General features: G+C 44.6%; 24 protein-coding genes and 1 pseudogene. 20 read left to right on the top strand and 5 right to left on the bottom strand.

Translation table 11 applies throughout. The annotated features are described in order from the left end of the window. Positions 1-18 precede the first annotated feature (18 nt). Genes M1L66_RS30860 through M1L66_RS30840 form a run of 5 tightly spaced genes read left to right on the top strand, consistent with a single transcriptional unit; the run spans position 19 to position 3,757 of the window. Positions 19-894, top strand: coding sequence for a carbohydrate ABC transporter permease (locus M1L66_RS30860; protein ID WP_187020530.1), 876 nt, complete (start codon positions 19-21; stop codon positions 892-894). Then, positions 894-1,751, top strand: coding sequence for a carbohydrate ABC transporter permease (locus M1L66_RS30855; protein ID WP_187020528.1), 858 nt, complete (start codon positions 894-896; stop codon positions 1,749-1,751). Before M1L66_RS30860 ends, M1L66_RS30855 begins: the two co-directional genes overlap by 1 nt. A gap of 29 nt (positions 1,752-1,780) precedes the next feature. After that, positions 1,781-2,665: an N-acetylneuraminate lyase gene (locus M1L66_RS30850; protein ID WP_434689479.1), complete on the top strand. Its 885-nt coding sequence runs from the start codon at positions 1,781-1,783 to the stop codon at positions 2,663-2,665. Between the two features lie 20 nt (positions 2,666-2,685). Beyond that, positions 2,686-3,312 (top strand): hypothetical protein, encoded by a 627-nt coding sequence (locus M1L66_RS30845; RefSeq protein ID WP_434689477.1) that lies wholly within the window; start codon positions 2,686-2,688, stop codon positions 3,310-3,312. Further along, positions 3,287-3,757: a hypothetical protein gene (locus M1L66_RS30840; protein ID WP_434689475.1), complete on the top strand. Its 471-nt coding sequence runs from the start codon at positions 3,287-3,289 to the stop codon at positions 3,755-3,757. The genes M1L66_RS30845 and M1L66_RS30840 overlap by 26 nt, the downstream gene beginning before the upstream one ends. A gap of 30 nt (positions 3,758-3,787) precedes the next feature. Here the strand turns inward: M1L66_RS30840 and M1L66_RS30835 are convergent, their stop codons facing one another. From M1L66_RS30835 to M1L66_RS30815, 5 genes and pseudogenes are all read right to left on the bottom strand, one after another. Next, positions 3,788-4,435, bottom strand: coding sequence for a class I SAM-dependent methyltransferase (locus tag M1L66_RS30835; protein WP_434689473.1), 648 nt, complete (start codon positions 4,433-4,435; stop codon positions 3,788-3,790). A gap of 126 nt (positions 4,436-4,561) precedes the next feature. Next, entirely contained in the window at positions 4,562-5,143 is a 582-nt protein-coding gene (locus M1L66_RS30830) for an MATE family efflux transporter (protein WP_434689471.1), read from the bottom strand. A gap of 65 nt (positions 5,144-5,208) precedes the next feature. Beyond that, positions 5,209-5,484: pseudogene (locus M1L66_RS30825) on the bottom strand (MATE family efflux transporter); the annotation flags it as partial. A gap of 24 nt (positions 5,485-5,508) precedes the next feature. Beyond that, the gene (locus tag M1L66_RS30820) at positions 5,509-5,670 is read right to left on the bottom strand and encodes a hypothetical protein (protein WP_434689469.1); all 162 of its coding nucleotides are present in this window, start codon (positions 5,668-5,670) and stop codon (positions 5,509-5,511) included. Beyond that, positions 5,657-6,106, bottom strand: a complete 450-nt coding sequence (locus M1L66_RS30815; protein WP_434689467.1) for a MarR family winged helix-turn-helix transcriptional regulator — start codon at positions 6,104-6,106, stop codon at positions 5,657-5,659. Before M1L66_RS30815 ends, M1L66_RS30820 begins: the two co-directional genes overlap by 14 nt. A 316-nt stretch (positions 6,107-6,422) precedes the next feature. Between M1L66_RS30815 and M1L66_RS30810 the strand changes: the two genes are divergently transcribed. The 15 genes from M1L66_RS30810 (at position 6,423) to M1L66_RS30740 (ending at position 21,044) form a co-directional block, all read left to right on the top strand. Continuing rightward, the gene (locus M1L66_RS30810) at positions 6,423-7,568 is read left to right on the top strand and encodes a YcxB family protein (RefSeq protein ID WP_434689465.1); all 1,146 of its coding nucleotides are present in this window, start codon (positions 6,423-6,425) and stop codon (positions 7,566-7,568) included. A 190-nt stretch (positions 7,569-7,758) separates the two neighbouring features. Then, positions 7,759-9,450, top strand: a complete 1,692-nt coding sequence (locus tag M1L66_RS30805) for a DEAD/DEAH box helicase (RefSeq protein WP_434689464.1) — start codon at positions 7,759-7,761, stop codon at positions 9,448-9,450. Between the two features lie 347 nt (positions 9,451-9,797). After that, positions 9,798-11,165, top strand: coding sequence for a 23S rRNA (uracil(1939)-C(5))-methyltransferase RlmD (gene rlmD / locus M1L66_RS30800; protein ID WP_434689462.1), 1,368 nt, complete (start codon positions 9,798-9,800; stop codon positions 11,163-11,165). A 243-nt stretch (positions 11,166-11,408) separates the two neighbouring features. Beyond that, positions 11,409-14,462, top strand: coding sequence for an SrtB-anchored collagen-binding adhesin (locus tag M1L66_RS30795; protein WP_434689460.1), 3,054 nt, complete (start codon positions 11,409-11,411; stop codon positions 14,460-14,462). Positions 14,463-14,474: 12 nt separating this feature from the next. Continuing rightward, positions 14,475-14,669 (top strand): hypothetical protein, encoded by a 195-nt coding sequence (locus M1L66_RS30790; RefSeq protein WP_434689458.1) that lies wholly within the window; start codon positions 14,475-14,477, stop codon positions 14,667-14,669. A 31-nt stretch (positions 14,670-14,700) separates the two neighbouring features. Further along, the gene (locus M1L66_RS30785) at positions 14,701-15,027 is read left to right on the top strand and encodes a YdcP family protein (RefSeq protein WP_021376968.1); all 327 of its coding nucleotides are present in this window, start codon (positions 14,701-14,703) and stop codon (positions 15,025-15,027) included. Between the two features lie 15 nt (positions 15,028-15,042). Continuing rightward, entirely contained in the window at positions 15,043-15,426 is a 384-nt protein-coding gene (locus tag M1L66_RS30780; protein WP_434689456.1) for a YdcP family protein, read from the top strand. A gap of 96 nt (positions 15,427-15,522) precedes the next feature. After that, positions 15,523-16,179 carry a phage head-tail adapter protein gene (locus M1L66_RS30775; protein ID WP_434689454.1) on the top strand — a complete coding sequence of 219 codons (657 nt, stop codon included), beginning with the start codon at positions 15,523-15,525 and terminating at the stop codon, positions 16,177-16,179. Positions 16,180-16,210: 31 nt separating this feature from the next. Next, a complete protein-coding gene (locus M1L66_RS30770; protein WP_095905708.1) occupies positions 16,211-16,645 on the top strand; it encodes a GNAT family N-acetyltransferase in 435 nt (144 codons plus the stop codon). Positions 16,646-16,670: 25 nt separating this feature from the next. Continuing rightward, on the top strand, positions 16,671-17,129 hold the full coding sequence (locus tag M1L66_RS30765) for a VOC family protein (RefSeq protein ID WP_095905707.1): 459 nt from the start codon (positions 16,671-16,673) through the stop codon (positions 17,127-17,129). Positions 17,130-17,222: 93 nt separating this feature from the next. After that, positions 17,223-18,617: an FtsK/SpoIIIE domain-containing protein gene (locus M1L66_RS30760; protein ID WP_434689451.1), complete on the top strand. Its 1,395-nt coding sequence runs from the start codon at positions 17,223-17,225 to the stop codon at positions 18,615-18,617. Between the two features lie 183 nt (positions 18,618-18,800). Further along, on the top strand, positions 18,801-19,997 hold the full coding sequence (gene mobT / locus M1L66_RS30755) for a MobT family relaxase (protein WP_434689449.1): 1,197 nt from the start codon (positions 18,801-18,803) through the stop codon (positions 19,995-19,997). Between the two features lie 13 nt (positions 19,998-20,010). After that, positions 20,011-20,145, top strand: coding sequence for a DUF3789 domain-containing protein (locus M1L66_RS30750; protein ID WP_434689447.1), 135 nt, complete (start codon positions 20,011-20,013; stop codon positions 20,143-20,145). Between the two features lies 1 nt (position 20,146). Further along, complete coding sequence (locus tag M1L66_RS30745; RefSeq protein WP_003060793.1) at positions 20,147-20,368, top strand: hypothetical protein; 222 nt, start codon at positions 20,147-20,149, stop codon at positions 20,366-20,368. A gap of 34 nt (positions 20,369-20,402) precedes the next feature. Beyond that, on the top strand, positions 20,403-21,044 hold the full coding sequence (locus M1L66_RS30740) for an alpha/beta hydrolase (protein WP_032544560.1): 642 nt from the start codon (positions 20,403-20,405) through the stop codon (positions 21,042-21,044). Positions 21,045-21,113 lie beyond the last annotated feature (69 nt).

Here is a 21,113-nt window from a genome sequence, read left to right as displayed (position 1 = left end):
ATTGAAAGGGGGACTGCCATGAAACGGAAAAAACTGATGGCAAATTTGCAGGCGTACCTCTTTGTGGGGCCGTTTGTGATCTTGTCGGTTGTATTTATGATTTATCCCATAATCAGCGGATTTATCAGCAGCTTTTATACCACGAGGTTCAGCCGCAATGCATTTGTGGGCCTGGAGAATTACGTAAAGATATTTACGGATGATATTTATATAATTGGAATCCGCAACAGCGTGTTGTTCGTGGTTACCGTGGTGCCGCTGCTCATTATTATGGGAATCTGGATAGCGGGGGCCATTTTCGACAAGATGCCGTCCTATATTTCGGCAGTGAGAGTCTGTCTTTATATTCCGGTGATCGCCTCCATGGTGGTTATGTCCATTATCTGGCGTTTTATTCTGGATTCACAGTCCGGCCTTGTAAAATATTTCAGCATGGTGTTCGGGTTCGAGGCGGTTAACGTCCTGGCGGACAGGACGTGGACCCTCGTGCTCCTGATCTTTATCCTGTTTACCATGAATATCGGCCAGAGTGTGATCCTTTATGTGGCCGATATGATCGGGATCTCAAAGGATCTGATTGAAGCCTGTAAAATTGACGGCGGTTCCAGACTGGATATGTACCGCTGCGTGCTGGTGCCGCTGACGAGGCCTACGACCATATTTATCTTTATCACACAGACGGCCGCGGTGATCCGGGTATTCGTGGTGATCCAGCTGCTCACACGCGGCGGCCCCAGCTATCAGTCCACTACGATGATGTACCTGATGTACCAGCAGGCATTTGAACAGGGCAACACAGGAGTGGGATCGGCGATCGGAGTACTGTTGTTTCTCTTTACACTGGTGCTTGTACTTTTGCAGCAGCTGGTTGCAGGAAAGAGAAAGGGGGACTGATGATGAATGGAAAGCTGTCCGTAAAGCTGAGACACGCGTCTAAATTTGATCTGGCGTCCAATGTGCTGATAATTTTGTTTTGTGTCTTTTCCCTGTTCCCTGTCTACTGGCTGCTCACCGGGTCTTTCAAGTACTCTTCGGATATTGTAAAGATTCCGCCGGATTGGATTCCCTCCAGGATAACGGTGCAGAATTTTCTCCACGTATTTGAGAAGAACCCGGCGTGGCGGTGGATGGGGAACAGCGTGGCAATCACCGTGATTACGGTGGCTCTTCTGGTGCTGGTATCTTCGGCAGCGGGATATGGACTGTCAAAAATGGAGTTTGCAGGCAGAAAGATTATTTTCGCCTTCATCATAGCGGCGCTACTGATTCCAAAAGAGATTTATATCATACCCTTATATAAGCTGATGGTGAAGCTTCAATGGGTGGGGACTTATCGGGCGATTATACTGCCCGATGTGGCAATGCCGTTTGGTGTTTACCTGCTGAAGAATTTTTATGATTCTATTCCAAATGAGATTATGGAGGCCACCGAGGTAGATGGCTGCAGTAAAATGCGGTTTTTTCTGGAATTTGGTCTTCCGCTGTCCAAGCCTGGTATCGGGGCACTGGCGATTCTGTCGGCGGTCCGTGTCTGGAACGGATACTTATGGCAGCTGGTAAATGCAACCGATAAATACTCCTATACGCTGCCGGTCGGTGTGGCCAAGCTGTTTGACACTACGGGAGGCGATGTGGATTACGGACTGAAATTCGCTGGTGCGGTCCTGACGGCGCTTCCGCTGTTTATTATTTTCTTTTCTTTCCAGAAATTTTTTACGGAAGGTGTATCGGCTGGAGCAGTTAAAGGTTGACATAAAATAAAGAACAATGAGGTATCAGTATGAAAAAGAATTTTAAAGGGATTTATGCAGCCCTGTTGACTCCATTCGACCAGTATGGCCAGGTAAACTTAAAAGAAATGAAAAAGCTGGTACGGTATCTGATCGGAAAAGGGATTGACGGGTTCTATGTGGCAGGGAGCAGCGGCGAGACATTCCTGCTCTCCCTGGACGAGCGGAAACGGGTTCTGGAGGCAGTGCTGGAGGAGAACAACGGGGAAAAGACGGTATTTGCCCATGTGGGGCACATCTCTACAGAGTTTGCCAGGGATTGTGCCGTTCATGCCAGACAGGCTGGAGCGGACGCGGTCTCTGCCATCAGCCCATTTTATTATAAATTCACTACCGAAGAGGTTAAACAGTATTATTTTGATATTATGGATGCTGGGGATCTTCCCATGTTTATATACAATTTTCCGAGCCAGTCAGGTTTCTCACTGACGTCTGATCTGCTGGATGAACTGTGCGCTAACGGTCATGTGGCGGGGGTGAAGTTTACTTCCAATGAGTTTTTCCAGATGGAACGCATGAAGGCAAGCCATCCGGAGCTGACTCTGTTTAACGGATTTGACCAGATGCTTTTATCGGGGCTGGCAGCCGGAGCCGACGGCGGTATCGGAAGTACCTATAATGTCCTGGCGCCGGTTATACGGGAAATATATGACGGTTTCTTAAACGGGGACATGGATACAGCCAGACGGAGCCAGGCACGCGTCAATGAGGTGATTTCAATCACCAGAAAATACGGTACCCTGAAATGCCTGAAAGCGATTCTTCAGATGGAAGGTATTGAAATGGGGGAAATGAGGCGGCCATTTTTGCCTCTGCCGCAGGAGGCCATGGCGGAGATGCGGCAGATTTATGAGGAGTATGTCATGCATCCTTAAAAACAGAACGGAGGTGTGGTATGGAACTGAGTAGAATGCCATTTGTACTGAAACGGAATAGAGTTGCCTATCTTATAAAAGGAGGAACCTTATTAAAAGAGTTTTTCAGGTACGAGGACCCGGATAACCGGTATTCCCAGGTATGGCTGGCCTCTACGGTTACATCCTCACTTCGGGAGGGGACGGAGGGTCTGTCTGTGCTTCGGGAAGATTACGGAGGGGGATATTTGAAGGAACTGCTGGAGAGGGAGCCGGTAGCATTTCTCGGAAGAGAACATACGGAAGTGTACGGCGCATCACCGGCAGTGCTGGTCAAGCTGCTGAATTCGGGAACACGTCTGCTGGTGCAGACTCACCCGACAAAGGAGAAGGCAAAGCGGTATTTCGGCCTGCCTTTTGGAAAAACAGAATGTTGGTATGTTCTGGCTGTGGAAAAGAACCGTCCGGCTTACATTTATGCAGGATTTCGTCCAGGGGTGACGCGTGAATGCTTTTGTTCTTATTATAGAAGCGCAGGATACAGAGAAAATACTGAACTGCCTCCACTGTTTTGCTGTCGTGCCTGGAGACGTAGTCTATATCCCGGCGGGTACGCCACATGCGCTGGAGGCTGGCAGCCTGGTGGCGGAGATTCAGGAACCGGTTGACATAACGCTAAGGGCGGAGCGAATCCGCCCGGATGGCAGTGTGCTGCCGGAAGAATCACTTCACGGAGGAAAGGGCATGGATATTCTGCTGGACTGTTTTGATTTTACCTGCATGGAACGGGAACGGGCCAGGGAACGGTTCTTTGTAAAGCCACAGCCTTTGGTTTCTGATGGTGATGCAAGAGCTGTTCGTTTGATCGGACGCGGCACCACAGACCGTTTTTCCATGAACCGGATTTCTCTGTCGGACGGGGGTGGATACAATGCGGAAAATTACCATTTTGTCATTGCCTTTATCGCTGACGGTTCAGGGGAACTGCTGGCGGGTGATCAGTCCTTGAAACTGGAAAGAGGGATGGAAGTCTTTATCCCTCATGGAGTCAGGCAATATCAGTACCGGACGGAGCAGACCCTGGAGGTACTGGAATGCTTTCCGCCTGGGTGATATAGACAGACAGGGGAAGCGGGCGTCCGGTCAGAACACCAACGCCGCATTGAACCTGTCTTTTCTATACGGATCGTAAAAACCGTCGCTGATATCCCAGCCCTCGAATTCCTCCGGAGTAAACAGCAAATGCTCCGTTCTGTGGGAACGGATGGGAAGCTCACCGATCAGTACCCCCTTTTTTGCCACCCGTAAAAGTTCCTCCGCAGCCCTCTGAGCGTATTCCTTATCATCAAAATAAAGAAATACGCCGTAGCAGATGACCTTGTCAAAGGTCTTATCTTTAAACGGCAGATTGGCGGCCTCGCCGACCAAAACCGGATTGTGCAGCAGCTCGATGTGGCGTCTGACAAGTGTAGGGGAATAGTCGATGCCCGTATAATCGCAGTCCAGGTACTGGGCCAGGGCTCCGGCGCCGCATCCGACCTCCAGTACCTTATCTTCCTTCTGAATATTGAGGCGGCGGCTGATCTCAGCAGCCACCTCTTCCATATCAACCTGAGTGCTCTCGTATCCGTCGAAGGCCAGAAGATCCTCTATGCCGCCCTCAGCCCTTCCCTTGCGCGTCCAGATCTGCTTCCAGGTTTCTTCTTCTGCGGGTATGATCTGCCCTGCCTCCGTTTGTATGATGGTGTGATCTGTCTCTGATTTCTTGCTGATGTTCTCCAATCCGTTCATGATTTGTCCTCCTTAAGGTATGCATTGGAATAAAGAAGTTGTTCAAAAATATAATGATTTATAAATTATTGAACATCCTAACAGCAAAAAAGCAGTTTGTCAATAGCATTTTACATTAAAATATTTTTACGCCTTTTTCTTTTCCTTCATAATCAAAAAGATACTGATACACATAGCCGCCAGCTGTGAGACTGGTACTGAGAGCCATGTTCCGCCGATCCCTGTCATTTGCGGCAATATGAGCAGAAGCAGGAATAGGATTATTACTTCCCCATAGATCATAATGTAGGCCTGCATGTCTTTGTCCGTAGCGTAGAAATAGGCCGTCGTCACCCTGGATATGCTGACAAATAAGTAACCGCTCAGGAATACATGGAGAATATCTGCAACGCGCGCTGTAATCTGGGGAGAGGCACCGAACAGCGCGGCCGCCTGTCCTGGAAGGAGAAACAGCACTCCCATACACAGGAGTGAGACCGCGGCGGCAAAGCTATACGCCAGGTTGCGGAACTGCTTTGTACGGTCGTGATGGCCCTCACCGTAGGAGAGACTGATCAGCGGCTGACAGCCGTCACTGACACCATGAAGCAGGAGGATAATGATGGCGGAAATATAGCTGACCGGCGCATAGCAGGTGACGGCCGCCGCACCGCCTGCCCAATAACCGTCGCAACGGCGGCTCCCATCATACCGAAGGGAAGATGCCATACGAACAGGTAATCGAGAAATATGTTCGTTAAAAAACCTGCGATCATAGCGGCCATGGCCGAAAACGCGCCTCCCATATTGCGAATGAAGGGGACGAGCCCCGTTCCCAGAACCTGAAAAATGGCTCCAAAAGCAATATAAAGAATGTACTCCCGCGCCAGCTCCCCGATTGTGCCAGACACTCCAAAAAAGCGGAGGACCACAGGGGCGCTTAACAGCAGAAGAATGGATAAAAGAATTCCGGAAACGGTTAACATAATAAGAGACATACCGAAATACTGGCGGCCCCTTTTATGATTTTCCGTGCCGACGCTGATGGCGTACTGAATCGCGCCGCCCATGCCGATTCCGGTGCCGACGGCCTGCTAAAAAGCTGTCAGCGGGTATGCAATATTGACTGCGGCCAGGGCGCTGTCGCCCAGGGCGTTGCCAACGAAAAAACCATCGGCGATGGCATAGACGCCTGACAGCGCAAAGGCCAGCATGGAGGGAATGATGTAGTGGAAAAATTCTTTATGCAGTTTCATTTGAGTCTGTCTCCTTAAATAGTTTGTTATAGAGCGCGGTGCTCTCTAACAGTGCTCTGGCATTCTCCTGGCCCATCTTTTGCCAGACGGACCTTTCATGGGACTGAAGATCGGAAGCCGTGGCCTCCATAAATAACCTGCCCGCGTCAGTCAGCAGAATGACCTTGCCCCGCCGGTCTTCCTCCGAAGGCACAAGTGTAATCCAGGCGCGCCCGGCAAAGTTTTTCAGGATGGTGTTGACCGTCTGTTTCGGAAGCTGCCAGTGGGTGCAGATGTCTTTCTGAAGACAAGGGCCGTCCGGCTCCATGATGGAAAGGATAACCAGGAGTTCATAATAGGACAGACCGCGTTTTTTGGCCCATTCTTCGTACAGGGCGCTGGTTTCCCGCCAGAGTACGGTGTAGTGTTTTAGCTGTTCTGTCAGAATATCGTACATGATTGAGTTGACCTCCGTTTTATAAATAAATAGTCTGGTAACGGACTAATCGCAACATGCAGAAAGAATTTTTGTCAAGGAAATATTTTCTGAATTTTTTTGTTTAGATGGTTCTGGATTTTGTTTGTCGGGCAAAGGTAAAGCAGGGGATTTTCAGAGTTGGGGTTTGTGACTTGCGGTAGTTTCTTCTATGATATATAATGGGGAGGAATAGGTGCTATGAAATGGAAGAGATATTTTGAAGAGGAAGAGATAGGACGATAGGAGAGAAATACATAAAGTACTGTGATAATAGAAAGGATAGGGGGGATCGCCAATGCGTGAACTCGAAGTTCAGCTTTCAAAAAAGGATATTCTGCGCATGATGTCGGATATGAGGCTTAAGAAGGACGGGATGAAGGAGTCAAAGATCCAGGCTGTCATGCTTATTATTGCCGGAATATCCCTGATCTACACCGTGGGTGTTGTGGCGATCGGCGGTCATGACCCATCCATTCTCTGGTGGATAACCGATCTGTGTGCCGGAATCGGGCTGTGGCTTGGCTTTGCCGTGATAATCACGGTTCTTATTAAAACGGTTCAATACTTCAGAATCATAAAAGGTCCGCTTATGCACCGGCAGTTGGTACGGTTTAGAGAACATCGGATTGAGATGTATACGGCGGAAGGCGTAAGCTGTTATCCTTACGCTTCCATTTTATATGCAGAAAAGACGAGGCATCAGATCCTGGTTTATATGAAACGGATTGGGACGGTAAAGACTCTGCTGACACTTCCGGATTCTGCGTTCACCGGCGAAGCCGAAATGGACTGCTGCCTCGCCTTTCTGCAGGAAAAGCAGCAGCAGGAGGCCTTTATGGATCCTCTGGACCAGCAGGCGGAGATCATATGCCCTGAAGAACAGGTATATTCCTTTGCATTTATTCAGGAGGAGGCAGAATGGCTGGAGGTGCTGACTGCAGGCAAGTATTATATGATGCGGACGAGGTATGCACTTAAAATACCAGAAAGCATGACTATGATACTGTCGTTGTTACTGCTTACAGGCGTTGGAATCTTTTCATTTATACGGGACAGAGATCCGGTGGCTGCTGCGGTTTATGGTATTTTTATTATTCTGTTTATTGGTATGGCTTATCAGATATTTTACAGCAGGAAATGGATTTACCGCGGCGTAAAACGAGCCTTAAAACGCCGAAAAACGGTGCCGGACAGGACTGGCCGTCAGGTGATTTCCTTCGATCGGTCGGGAATCAGCCTCTGTACGGATACGGAACAGTGGAATCTGACTTATCCCACAATTTACAAGGTGGTGGAGAGCAAAAAAGAGGTATTTATTTTTACGAAAGGTCCGTATTTTTTGAATATTCCAGTTTGGGCATTTCAGACAGAGAGGGAAAAGCTGGAGGTCCTGAACTACTTAAGGGCGCGCGGAATTTGTGTGTTACAGAAAAATATATAGTCGGGATATCATGGATATAAAGAAAACTCCTTGACATGAAAAAATATTTCTGTTATAGTTTAAACTTGTGAAACGAGAGGATGAAGGTCTGAAACGTATACCTGACACCTCTCGTTTTCTTTGCGAAAAGTGTGTGTGCGGCCGTCGGCAACAGTTGAACCCGGCAGGCCTAGAAAGGACTTATTTATTTATGGAGACAATGAGATTTGATGAATTACAGCTAGACGAAAGAATTCTGCGGGCAGTTGCGGACATGGGATTTGAGGAGGCTTCGCCGATTCAGACGCAGGCGATTCCGGTACAGATGGAGGGCAGGGACATTATTGGCCAGGCTCAGACAGGAACCGGTAAGACGGCCGCATTTGGTATTCCGCTGTTACAGAAAGTGGATCCGAAATCCAAGAAACTCCAGGCGATCGCCCTGTGTCCCACCAGAGAGCTTGCAATTCAGGTGGCTGACGAAATCCGTAGATTAGCAAAATATATGCACGGTGTCAAGGTTCTTCCAATTTATGGCGGCCAGGACATTGTAAAACAGATTCGCTCCTTAAAGGATGGTACCCAGATTATCATCGGAACACCGGGCCGTGTGATGGATCATATGCGCCGCAAGACGGTGAAATTTGACCATATCCATACCGTAGTTATGGATGAGGCCGACGAGATGCTGAACATGGGCTTTTTAGAGGATATGGAGACTATTTTAAGCCAGCTTCCGGAGGAGCGCCAGACTGTGATGTTTTCCGCTACCATGCCTCAGGCGATCGCGGACATTGCGCACAAGTTCCAGAAGGAACCGGTGACTGTGAAGGTGGTTAAGAAAGAACTGACTGTTCCGAAGGTAACCCAGTATTATTATGAAGTAAAGCCGAAGACAAAGGTAGAGGTTATGTGCCGTCTGTTAGATATGTACGCACCAAAGCTTTCCGTTGTGTTCTGTAATACGAAGAAGGGCGTGGATGAACTGGTACAGGCACTTCAGGGACGTGGCTATTTCGCGGAAGGTCTGCACGGTGATTTGAAGCAGATTCAGCGTGACCGCGTTATGAACAGCTTCCGTAACGGCAGAACCGATATTCTGGTGGCCACCGATGTAGCGGCCCGCGGAATTGACGTAGATGACGTAGAAGCCGTATTTAACTACGATCTCCCGCAGGATGACGAGTACTACGTACACCGGATCGGCCGTACCGGTCGTGCCGGCCGCGAGGGTATTGCATTCAGCTTTGTGGTTGGAAAAGAAGTTTATAAGCTTCGCGATATTCAGCGTTACTGCAAGACCAAGATCATTCCTCAGGCGATTCCTTCCCTGAATGACGTGACAGGCATTAAAGTCGATAAGATTTTAGAGAATGTGGCGGACACCATCGAAGAATCTGATTTAAGCGAAATGATCAATATTCTTGAAAAGAAGCTGTTGGAAGAAGATTATACTTCCCTGGATCTGGCAGCCGCTCTGTTAAAGATGATGATGGGCGAAGAGAGTGAGGATATTGTCGACACAAGAGAACCACGCTCTCTCGATGATTTAGACAGCTATTACAGCGGAGGAAGCCGTAATGGCAACGGACGCGGAAGAAGCAGAAGCGGCGGAGGCCGTGACCGTGACAGCCGGTATGACAGCGGCCGTGAAGATATGGCCCGTCTGTTCATCAACATCGGAAAGAACCAGAACGTGAAGCCGGGTGACATCCTGGGAGCCATCGCAGGCGAGTCAGGCATGCCGGGTAAAATGGTCGGAAGCATTGATATGTATGACAAGTATACATTTGTAGAAGTGCCGAGAGAAAACGCCGATGCAGTGTTAAATGCCATGAAGGATGTAAAGATCAAGGGTAAGAATATTCATATGGAAAAGGCGAACGGCGGCAAGAGCAAATAAGAAGCCGGGGACGAATTGGCGATAGTAGGCTGGTGAAGTCTGGATGGCGGATAGATAGAGCAGTTGATGAAGAACTGATAATTAGAATCGTAAGAGACGGTTGTGTAAGGGCGTAATGAAATGCGCTCGTATACAGCCGTTTTTGATATGAATCAGTGGTTTGGAGGTCTGGCTTGGAGGTCTGATCTGGAAGAATGCTGCTGCTGTGTAGTTTCGATACTTGGCAGGGACGGAGATATTTCTTGCGTATTGAAAGGAAAGAGGATAGAATAAAACTTAGCAAAAAGAAATTCATATATGCTGGATTTAAATCGAATCGTATAGAAGAATCGGGGAGAACGATTAATATGGAATGGAAAAAGAATGACAGGATTCAGGTGACAATAGAGGATATGGGAGATACAGGTGAAGGAATCGGCAAGACCGATGGTTACACCTGGTTTGTGAAGGATGCGGTGATTGGTGACGAGGTGGAAGCCAAGGTAATGAAGACAAAAAAGTCTTATGGCTTCGCCCGCTTAGAGAAAATTATCAATGCGTCGCCAAACCGTGTGACGCCGCGGTGCCCGGTGGCCCGCCAGTGCGGCGGCTGTCAGCTCCAGGCAATGGACTACAAAGAACAGTTAGCTTACAAAGAACGGAAAATCTATAATAATATTACACGAATCGGCGGATTTGATGAGGTTCCGATGCTGCCCATCATGGGAATGAACGAGCCATGGAGATACCGCAATAAGGCACAGTTTCCCTGGGGACTTGATAAGGACGGTAAGATTATAACCGGATTTTATGCAGGCCGGACCCATGCCATTATTGAAAACGGGGATTGCCTGCTGGGGATTGAAGAAAACAGAGAGATACTGAAGATAATCAAAAATCATCTGGAACGCTGCCATATAAGACCATACGATGAGGCATCACATTCAGGCTTAATCCGCCATACCCTGATTCGAAAGGGATTTCATACCGGCGAACTGATGGTATGTCAGGTGATCAATGGAAAAAGCCTGCCCCATCAGGATGAGCTGACTGAGCAGCTGTTAAAGATACCGGGAATGACGAGTATTTCGGTTAACATAAATCGTGATCAGACCAATGTGATACTTGGAAATGAAGTCATCAACCTTTATGGGCCGGGTTATATTACGGATTCGATCGGCGGCGTGAAATACCGCATTTCCCCGCTGTCATTTTACCAGGTAAATCCGGTGCAGACGGAGAAACTCTACTCCACAGCCCTGGAATATGCGGGACTGACTGGCGGAGAAACCGTGTGGGATTTATATTGTGGGATCGGCACCATATCATTATTTCTTGCACAGAAGGCGAAGAAGGTGTATGGCGTGGAGATCGTGCCGCAGGCTATCGATGATGCCCGGGAGAATGCCAGGATTAATGGGATAGAGAACGTGGAGTTCTTCGTCGGAAAAGCGGAGGAGGTACTGCCCCGGGAGTATGAGAAAAATCAGGTATATGCCGATGTGATCGTCGTGGACCCGCCGAGAAAAGGCTGTGATGAGGTCTGCCTGGATACGATCGTGAAGATGGGACCGAAACGGGTGGTCTATGTCAGCTGTGACTCGGCTACGCTCGCGCGGGATATGAAGTATCTGGCGGAGAGAGGGTATGAGGTGGTGAAGGTGAGAGGGTGTGATATGTTTCCGCATGCGGGGCATGTCGAGACTTGTGTGTTGCTACAAAGACGAACTATGTAGAAATCCTTAATTTTAGGCACTTTTTCAAGCATATCGTCTTTACGAGCGAGGGCGATAAAATCAGAAATAAAGAGATAAAGAACTATATCAATGTATCGGTAGTAGTTGATATAGAGTGTGGGAACACAACAAATTAAATATTGAATTTAAGGGGTACTTGTTAAAAAAGTATCCCTTTTCAATGTAAGACGTTCAGAAATGAGCGTCTATTTTTTTACCCAAAATGAAATGAGCATTAGATTTATGAAAAAGATATTAAAACGATTGTGTACGGGCTTCTTAGCTCTTGCAACTGTCGTTACTGCTTTACGGAGTACACCCGTTCATGCAGAAAGCAAGCAATACTGGACGGAAAGTGCAGAGCGTGTCGGTATCATTGAAAAAGTAATGAATGACGGTTCTATCGGTTCTACATTCAATGAGGGCATGATGAAAGTTGAGGGCGAAACTGCCTATTGTATTGACATCAATACAGATTTTAAGAATGGCTACAAGACCAGAGCTGACGCAAGCACACGCATGAGTGCCGACCAGATTTCGGATGTGGCGTTATCCTTAGAGTATGTCAAACAGTATAGCGAAGCTCACAAGGAACTGAACTACAAACAAGTCTATCTGTTGGAACAATGCGTCGTCTGGCAGAGATTGAGCGTACATCTTGGCTGGCAATGTGATAACGTGCGAGCTTCTTATGATGAAATTCCAAAGGCAACGCAGGACGAAGTTTTCGCTGGTGCAAAAGCCTTTGTCAAAGAGAATAAAGGACGCTATGAATGTGGCGGTTATATCTACTCTGGCGAAGGGCAGGAATTGGGGCAATTCTGGGCGAAACTCAATGTTGGAAATGCGAAACTGCAAAAGACTTCCAGTAATGCCAGCATTACGGACGGTAACGGGAATTACTCTATCGCTGGTGCAACATACGGTGTCTTTTCTGATAAGGACTGCACGAAACAGCTTGCCACCCTTACAACTGATGATAACGGAAATACAGATGTTGTAGAGGTAAAAGCAGGTACAGTCTATATCAAAGAATTATCCGCACCAGCAGGATATAAAGTGGATAAAAGAATCTATCCATTGACAATCAAAGCTGGCGAAACAGCGACCTTGAAAGTATCTGATACGCCAAAAGTAACGGACACTTTGATTGAGCTTTTCAAGATTGATATGGAAACACAGAAAGACAATCCGCAAGGGAACGCTTCTCTGGCAGGTGCGGAATTTACATGGAAGTATTATGCTGGTTTCTACAATACAGGAAATCTCCCTGCCGAAGCTACTCGTACATGGGTTACAAAGACAATCGCTGAAACTGACAGCGACGGGACAACCCATTACATCACAAAATTAGCAGACGCATACAAGGTATCTGGCGACAGCTTCTATATGCAGGACGGTAAGTCGGTTCTTCCACTTGGGACGCTAACCGTTGAAGAAACAAAAGCTCCAAACGGCTACTTGTTAGACGGTGCGTATATGCAGGCTGGCGATAAGTCCGAACAGATTAAGGGCTTATATGTAACACAGATTACCGAGGACGGCGACCTTGCCGTACTATCTGGAAGTAACCAGTTTTCCGTATCAGATAAGGTTATCCGTGGCGGTGTGAAAATTCAGAAACGAGATTTAGAAACGGGCGATACCAAACCACAAGGAAGTGCCACTTTGAAAGATACTGCTTTTGACATCATTTCCTTAAATGATAATTCTGTTTTGGTTGAGGGCAAGCTATACAAGAAAAATGAAGTGGTAAAGACAATTCGTACAGATATTGAGGGTATCGCTTCTACTTCTGCCGACCTTTTACCTTATGGAAATTTCCGTATCGTTGAGAGTGAAGCTCCAAACGGTTACTTGACAGACGGTGCAAAGCCGATTGATTTTACAATCACAGAAAATGGAAAAATCGTGGACTTAACCGACGAAGCCCATTCTATCTATAATCAGATTAAGCGTGGAGATATTGAGGGCGTGAAAATTGGTGCAGGCACACACAAGCGTCTTGCTGATGTTCCCTTTAGGATCACAAGCAAGACGACGGGCGAAAGTCATGTTGTGGTAACTGATGATAACGGGCAATTCTCTACTTCTGCTGACTGGGCTTCACATAAGCACAATACCAACGCAGGAAAAACCAGCGAGGACGGTGTGTGGTTTGGAACTTCTGAACCAGACGACAGCAAAGGTGCGTTGCCTTATGATACTTACATCATTGAAGAATTACGCTCTGACAGCAACAAAGGTTTTGAACTTATCCCACCTTTTGAAATCGTGGTATCAAGAAATAACCTTGTGATTGATTTAGGGACTTTGACTGATGAATACGAAAAAGAAATCTCTATCCATACCACAGCGACCAGCAAGGACGGCGAAAAGACTATCCTTGCAGGAAAAGAGGTTACGATTGTTGATACCGTTAAATTGGACGGACTTACAAAAGGCACAAAGTATCAGCTCAAAGGCTGGCAGATGTTAAAGGAAGAAAACGCCGAGCTTATCATTGACGGGAAACGTGTAGAAAATGACTATATCTTTATCGCTGATGATGAAGCTATGAAAGTGGAAATTTCCTATACATTCAATGCGTCTGCTTTAGGTGGCAAGAACCTTGTTACCTTTGAGGAATTATATGATTTAAGCAATCCAGACGAACCCGTAAAAGTTGCGGAACACAAGGACATTGAGGACGACGGGCAGACGGTACTTATCACAGAGCGTATCATCAAAATTCATACGACTGCTACTGATAAGGACGGCAACAAAGAGCTTGAAGCTGGAAAAGACGTTACAATCATTGATACCGTAACCTTAGAGGGCTTGGAAGTCGGTACACAGTATAAACTTGTAGGCTGGCAGATGTTGAAAGAAGAAAATGCCGAGCTTCTTATCAATGGAAAACGTGTGGAAAGTGATTATACGTTTACTGCTGACAGCGAAACTATGAAAGTGGAAGTTGCCTTTACCTTTGACGCTACTTCTCTTGACGGAAAACAGCTTGTAACTTTTGAAGAATTGTACGATTTAAGCAATCCAGACGAGCCGAAGAAAGTTACCGAGCATAAGGACATTGAGGACGAGGGACAGACAATTACCTTTAAGGAAAAGCCAGAAGTCCCAGAAGAACCAGAGAAACCCGAAACACCACAGACACCAGAAAAGCCTAGCAGACCTAGCGACAGTCCCAAAACGGGCGACACCACAAATGTCATGGCGTTTCTTGTGATGTTGCTTACATCTGCTGGTGGACTGGCTGGAACATATCTTTACAAACGCCGTAAAATGAAGAAATCATAAGGCGGTAACGATATGAGAAAAGGAAAATCACGCTCTCCGCCGAAGCTGGCAAACAGCAGACTTCCGCTTATTCTGGCTTGTCTGCCACCCACCTGCAAGAACACGGATAGTCAAGGGAGCGTAAGCATACATTTTACCCTTTACTATCTGTGGGATTGCTGGTACTTCCCGAACCGCCAGAATAAGAAATCACAATCAATCAACTAATCAAAAATAGAAAGAAATGAGGTAAAACAATATGGAAATGAAATATGTCGTGCCAGATATGGCACAGTCTTTTGGAACTCTTGAATTTGCAGGCGAAAGTGAGCCTATCTTTGAAAGGGATAAAAACAACCGCAAGGTCATAGCTAGACGAAGCTATAACCTTTATTCTGACGTACAGAAAGGCGAAAATGTTGTCGTGGAAATTCCCGTGCAGGCTGGCGAAAAGAAGTTCAAGTATGAACAGAAAGTAAAACTTGTCAATCCGAAGTTATACGGCAGAGGTTACGCAATCGGGGATATGGGACATACCGATTATGTGTTAGTTGCTGATGATATTGTAGCAGTTGAAGAAAAGTAAAGGAGTGAAGAAATTATGAGATTATCAAACGGTTTTGTCATTGACAAAGAGAAAACATTTGGAGAATTAAAATTTACAGCGGTGCGTGATGTGTTCTTGCAGAATGAGGACGGGACACCGAGTACCCAGCTTAAAAAGCGTATCTATGATTTGAAGTGCAGTCTGCATGGTGGAATTATCCCCGTATCTGTACCGCCAGAAGTACCGTTAAGGGAATTTCCTTACAATGCAGTTGTGGAGCTTGTCAATCCAGTAGCTGATACGGTATCACGAAAGACCTATACGGGTGCAGATGTGGACTGGTATGTAAAAGCAGAGGATATTGTATTGAAGAATAAAAGTAACCAGAATGCAGGAAATCCACAGAACAACAATCCGCAGGGACAACCGAAAAAATAGACTTGCTAACTAGATTTTCATTGTAGCGGATATATGGAACTGTTATAATATAGATATTAAGAAACGGACAAATTAGAATTTGAGAGGGAATTGAATATGAATAAGGTATGGTCTGAACTTAATAAAACAATGCAGGCACAAATAAAAAAGAAAGATACTTATAAGATGGGTATTGATACTTTATTTAGTTTACGAAGTCAGTTAATGCAAACATTAGTATCTTTCAAAGAGGAATTATGCAGAGAATCTTTTAACTCAATCCCCTTCATAAACGCTGATGGTTACCATAGTAAGACGATTGCTTATTCTATTTGGCATATTTTCCGCATTGAAGATATAGTTGTGCATACAGTGATAAATGAAGATGAACAAGTATTTTTTGCAGGCAATTATCAAGAGCGTATCAATTCACCCATCATTACAACAGGAAATGAACTCATTAAACAGCAGATTGCAGACTTTTCAAAACAGCTTAATCTGGAAGAATTATATTCATATATCTTTGAAGTACGGGAAAGTACTGAGAAAATGCTTGAACGGTTATCTTATGATGAATTGAAAAGAAAAATACCGGAAGAAAGAAAAGGATACTTAGAATCGTTGAATGTAGTAAACGACAATGAAAAAGCAATTTGGCTGATTGATTATTGGTGTAATAAAGATATTTGTGAACTAATTCAAATGCCGTTTTCAAGACATTGGATTATGCACACAGAAGCTTGTTTGCGTATAAAGAACAAGATACATTCATAAGCAAAAATTGGAATTTAGCGAGGTGCTTTGTATGGAAATTAAAAAAATAGATGAAACCCAATTTGATTTTGCCATTGACCTGATTTGGTCAACATTTCTACGATTTGAAGCTCCCGATTATTCAGAGGAAGGTATTCAGTCATTCAAAGATTTTATAGATAATAAAGAAATAATTAAAACTTTAGAATTTTGGGGAGCATACGATAATAAAGAATTAAAAGGTGTTATTGCTACAAATGATAACCGAAAACATATTTGTTGTTTCTTCGTTAAAGCCCAGTACCATAGACAAGGTATTGGTAGAAAACTTTGGGAATATCTTTGTGAAAATAGTCAAAGTAAAGCCATTACTGTTAATTCTTCTCCGTATGCAGTTCCTGTCTATCATAAGTTGGGCTTTGTGGATTTGGACATTGAACAAGTATCTGATGGTATGAGATACACACCTATGAAATATGAGCGTTAAATTAGAACTTGTGGAGGTAATGTAAATGAAATTGAAAAATCCTATGCTGGTAGTAACAGATATAGACAAATCAGTCGAGTTTTACAAAAAGGTTTTTGGGCTTCATGTGATTATGGATTTTGGAGCAAATAAAACTTTAACTGGCGGTTTGGCTTTGCAGACAGTTGAAACATATAAAGACTTTATCGGGAAAAGCGATATTTCTTTTGGTGGCAATAACTTTGAAATTTACTTTGAAGAAGATAATTTTGATGAATTTGCGGATAAGCTGAAAGAATGTGATGTTGAATATGTCCACCCTATTGTAGAACATTCATGGGGACAGCGTGTTGTTCGTTTCTATGACCCGGATAAACATATTATCGAAGTTGGCGAAAACATGAAAATAGTATGCAAGCGTTTCTTAAATAGTGGAATGACACCAGAACAAGTAGCAGAACGCATGGACGTACCTATGAAATTTGTCAATGCCTGTATGCGATAAATTTCAGTTTGACAACTTCATCCCCATATACACAAAGCAGTTAGTCTATACGATTGACTGCTTTTTTCATACCCAGAAAGGAGTGATTGATTTATGAGAATGATTTTAAACAAAGGACACCGTATCAGAGCCAGCGATAAGAACCTTGTCTATCGCTTTTCAATGGGGACACTCCTGTTTGTGTTCGTAGCGGTTATCCTGCTATTAAATACAAAACAGCTCATGCGTACCGACTGGGAACATTTCAGCTTATTAGACAATGGCTTTACGCTTTCCCTTTACAACTTCATAACCATACTGATAGCGACTGGTGTTTGTGCATTGGTCGCTTTTCTGTATTACCGCTTCTGTTACGACAGTTTCAAAAAGCTACTGCACCGTCAAAAGCTGGCACGAATGATACTGGAAAACAAGTGGTATGAAGCTGATACCGTACAAGACAGCGGTTTTTTTACTGACCTGCAAAGCAGATCAAGGGAAAAAATCGTCTGGTTTCCGAAGATTTACTATCAAATGGAAAAGGGACTGCTTCATATCCGCTGTGAAATTACGCTGGGGAAATATCAAGACCAGCTTTTACGGTTAGAGGACAAATTGGAAAGTGGCTTATATTGTGAGCTAACCGACAAGACCCTGCATGACGGCTATATTGAATATACCCTGCTTTATGATATGATAGCGAACCGCATTACCATTGATGAAGTACGGGCAGAAAACGGCTGTCTTAGATTGATGAAAAATCTTGTCTGGGAATATGACGCACTCCCTCACGCTCTGATTGCTGGTGGGACGGGTGGCGGTAAAACTTATTTCCTGCTGACACTCATTGAAGCCTTACTGCATACCAACGCTGTCCTTTACGTCTTAGACCCGAAAAATGCGGACTTAGCAGACTTGGGAACAGTCATGGGAAACGTGTATCACACCAAAGAAGAAATGATAGACTGTGTCAATGCTTTTTATGAGGGCATGGTACAGCGAAGCGAGCAAATGAAACGACACCCGAACTATAAGACGGGCGAAAATTACGCCTATCTGGGACTGCCACCCTGCTTTCTTATCTTTGATGAATATGTGGCGTTTTTTGAAATGCTGGGGACAAAAGAAAGTGTGGGCTTACTTAGCCAGTTAAAGAAAATCGTCATGTTAGGACGACAAGCAGGTTATTTCCTTATCGTTGCCTGCCAGCGACCAGACGCAAAGTATTTCTCGGACGGTATCAGAGATAATTTTAACTTCCGTGTGGGATTGGGGCGTATCAGCGAATTAGGCTACGGTATGCTGTTCGGTTCAGATGTGAAAAAGCAGTTTTTCCAGAAGCGTATCAAGGGGCGTGGCTATTGTGATGTAGGAACAAGCGTTATCAGCGAATTTTACACGCCTTTAGTCCCGAAAGGACATGATTTTTTGCAGACAATCGGTTTTCTTGCACAAGCAAGGCAGGACGGGACGGCGACGTGCGAAGCGAAAGGCGACGGCACGGACTAGCCGTTGCTGGTGTGGCGTAAGCCACGCCAGCAGGTAAAACCCCTCGGTATCTAACAGAGGGGTACGTTTGCAAATAGACAATAGACGAAAAATATAGGAAACATAAGGCTTCTGGCATGATTTTCTAGCAAAAATCAGTTGTGAAGTCGCCTTAAAAAACTTCACACATGACAGATTGGGGGTATGGTTCTGAATGAAGAACAATGGATAAAAGAATTACGGGAGAAGCGGATTGCTTACGGTATCTCACAAGGCAGGCTGGCGGTAGCTTCTGGTATCACAAGGGAATATCTCAACAAGATAGAAAGCGGAAAAATGAAGCCGTCAAAGGAACTTCTTAATACTCTGCATAAAGAACTGGCAAGGTTCAATCCAGAAGCACCGCTTACCATGCTGTTTGACTATGTGAAAATTCGTTTTCCCACGCTGGATATACAGCACATCATCAAAGATATATTAAAACTTAATATCAATTATATGCTCCATGAAGATTACGGACATTACAGTTATACGGAGCATTATTCATTAGGGGACATCTTTATCTATACGTCGGCTGACGAAGAAAAAGGTGTCCTTTTAGAGTTAAAGGGGCGTGGTTGCCGACAGTTTGAAAGTTATCTGCTGGCACAACAAAGAAGCTGGTATGACTTTCTCATGGACGCATTAGTAGACGATGGCGTGATGAAGCGTATCGACCTTGCTATCAACGACCATACGGGCATTTTGGATATTCCAGAGCTTGCGGAAAAATGTAGGAAACGGGAATATATCGGAAAGTCCAGAAGTTATAAGTTTTACCAGTCGGGCGAGCTTATCAAGCACAGAGAGGACGACAGAGAATATATGGGTCGTACCCTTTATCTTGGTTCGCTGAAATCAGATGTGTATTTCTGTATCTATGAAAAGGACTATGAGCAGTACGTCAAGTTAGGGACACCGCTTGATGAAGCCGACATTATCAATCGGTTTGAGATACGGCTTCGTAATGAACGAGCCTACTATGCAGTAAGAGATTTGCTGACCTATTATGACGCAGAACAGACCGCCTTTTCTATCATCAACCAGTATGTGCGGTTTGTTGATGAAGAACCAGATAAGCGAAAAAATGATTGGAAACTCAACGATCGCTGGGCTTGGTTTATTGGCGATAATCGGCAAAGTCTAAAACTGACGACAAAGCCAGAGCCTTACACCTTAGACCGTACATTGCGTTGGGTGCAAAGGCAGGTAGCACCGACTTTGAAAATGCTGAAAAGGATTGACTATGGTAATGGTACGGACTATCTAAAAACTATCGAACAGCAGGCAAAGCTCACAGAAAAGCATGAAACGATAATCAAACAGCAGACGACCCCTGCAAAAGATTTAGTAGAAAGTTAGGAGTGATGAAGAAATGTGGGAATTATTGAAAGAGTTCCTGCTGGTATCTGTTGGAACGGGTATCGGCGTAGCCTTGATGTGTATTTTAAGTGTTGGCAAAGAAGCTGACTGTGAAATGAAGAAATTAAAAGAAAGCGAGGACAAATAACATGAATTTCGGGCAAAATTTGTATCAATGGTTTTTATCAAACGCCCAGAGCTTAGTGCTTATGTCGATTGTGGTTATCGGGATCTACTTGGGATTCAAGCGTGAGTTTTCAAAGCTCATCGGCTTCTTGGTAGTTGCCTTGATTGCTGTCGGTTTGGTGTTCAATGCTGGCGGTGTGAAAGATGTACTGTTAGAACTGTTCAACAAGATTATCGGTGCATAAATTTTTATTGTGGTGCTGATATGTGAATGTTATAATATGGATATATAAAATTTTGATTTATGGAGGGATTCTTTTGAAGAAAGCAATGATATATGTTCATGGTAAAGGTGGAAGTTATCTTGAAGCCGAACAGTTCAAAAATATTTGTTTAGATTTTGATGTTTTTGGAGTAGATTATAATGACTATTTCCCGTGGATTGTAAAAAATGAAATTATGGAAGTCTACGATAAGATATCTGAAAAATATGACTATATATATGTACTTGCTAATAGTATCGGAGCTTATTTTACAATGCACACATTACAGAATTTCAAGATTGAAAAAGCATTGTTCATATCGCCTATACTTGATATGGAACAACTTATAGTAGATATGATGAGCTGGGCGAATGTGTCTGAAAAGGAACTTTCTGAAAGAAAAGAAATACCAACTGATTTTGGCGAAACATTATCGTGGGAATATTTATGTTTTGTTCGGGAAAACCCGATAAATTGGAAAACGCCTACCGAAATTTTGTATGCTGAACATGATAATCTTACATCACGTCAAACGGTAGATAAATTTATTGATAGACATTGTGCAAATCTTACCGTTATGAATGACGGAGAACATTGGTTTCATACTAACGAACAGATTTTCTTTAGAGATAATTGGCTAAGAAAAGTTATACAATAGAATTTAGATTTTATATCCATACACACAAAGCAGTTAGTCTTAGGATTGACTGCTTTTTTCTTACCTAAA

Source organism: Hungatella sp. SB206, assembly GCF_051132295.1.
Classification (GTDB): domain Bacteria; phylum Bacillota; class Clostridia; order Lachnospirales; family Lachnospiraceae; genus Hungatella; species Hungatella effluvii.
The sequence above is the reverse complement of the archived record's forward strand: the minus strand, read 5'-3'. Positions and strand labels throughout refer to the sequence as shown.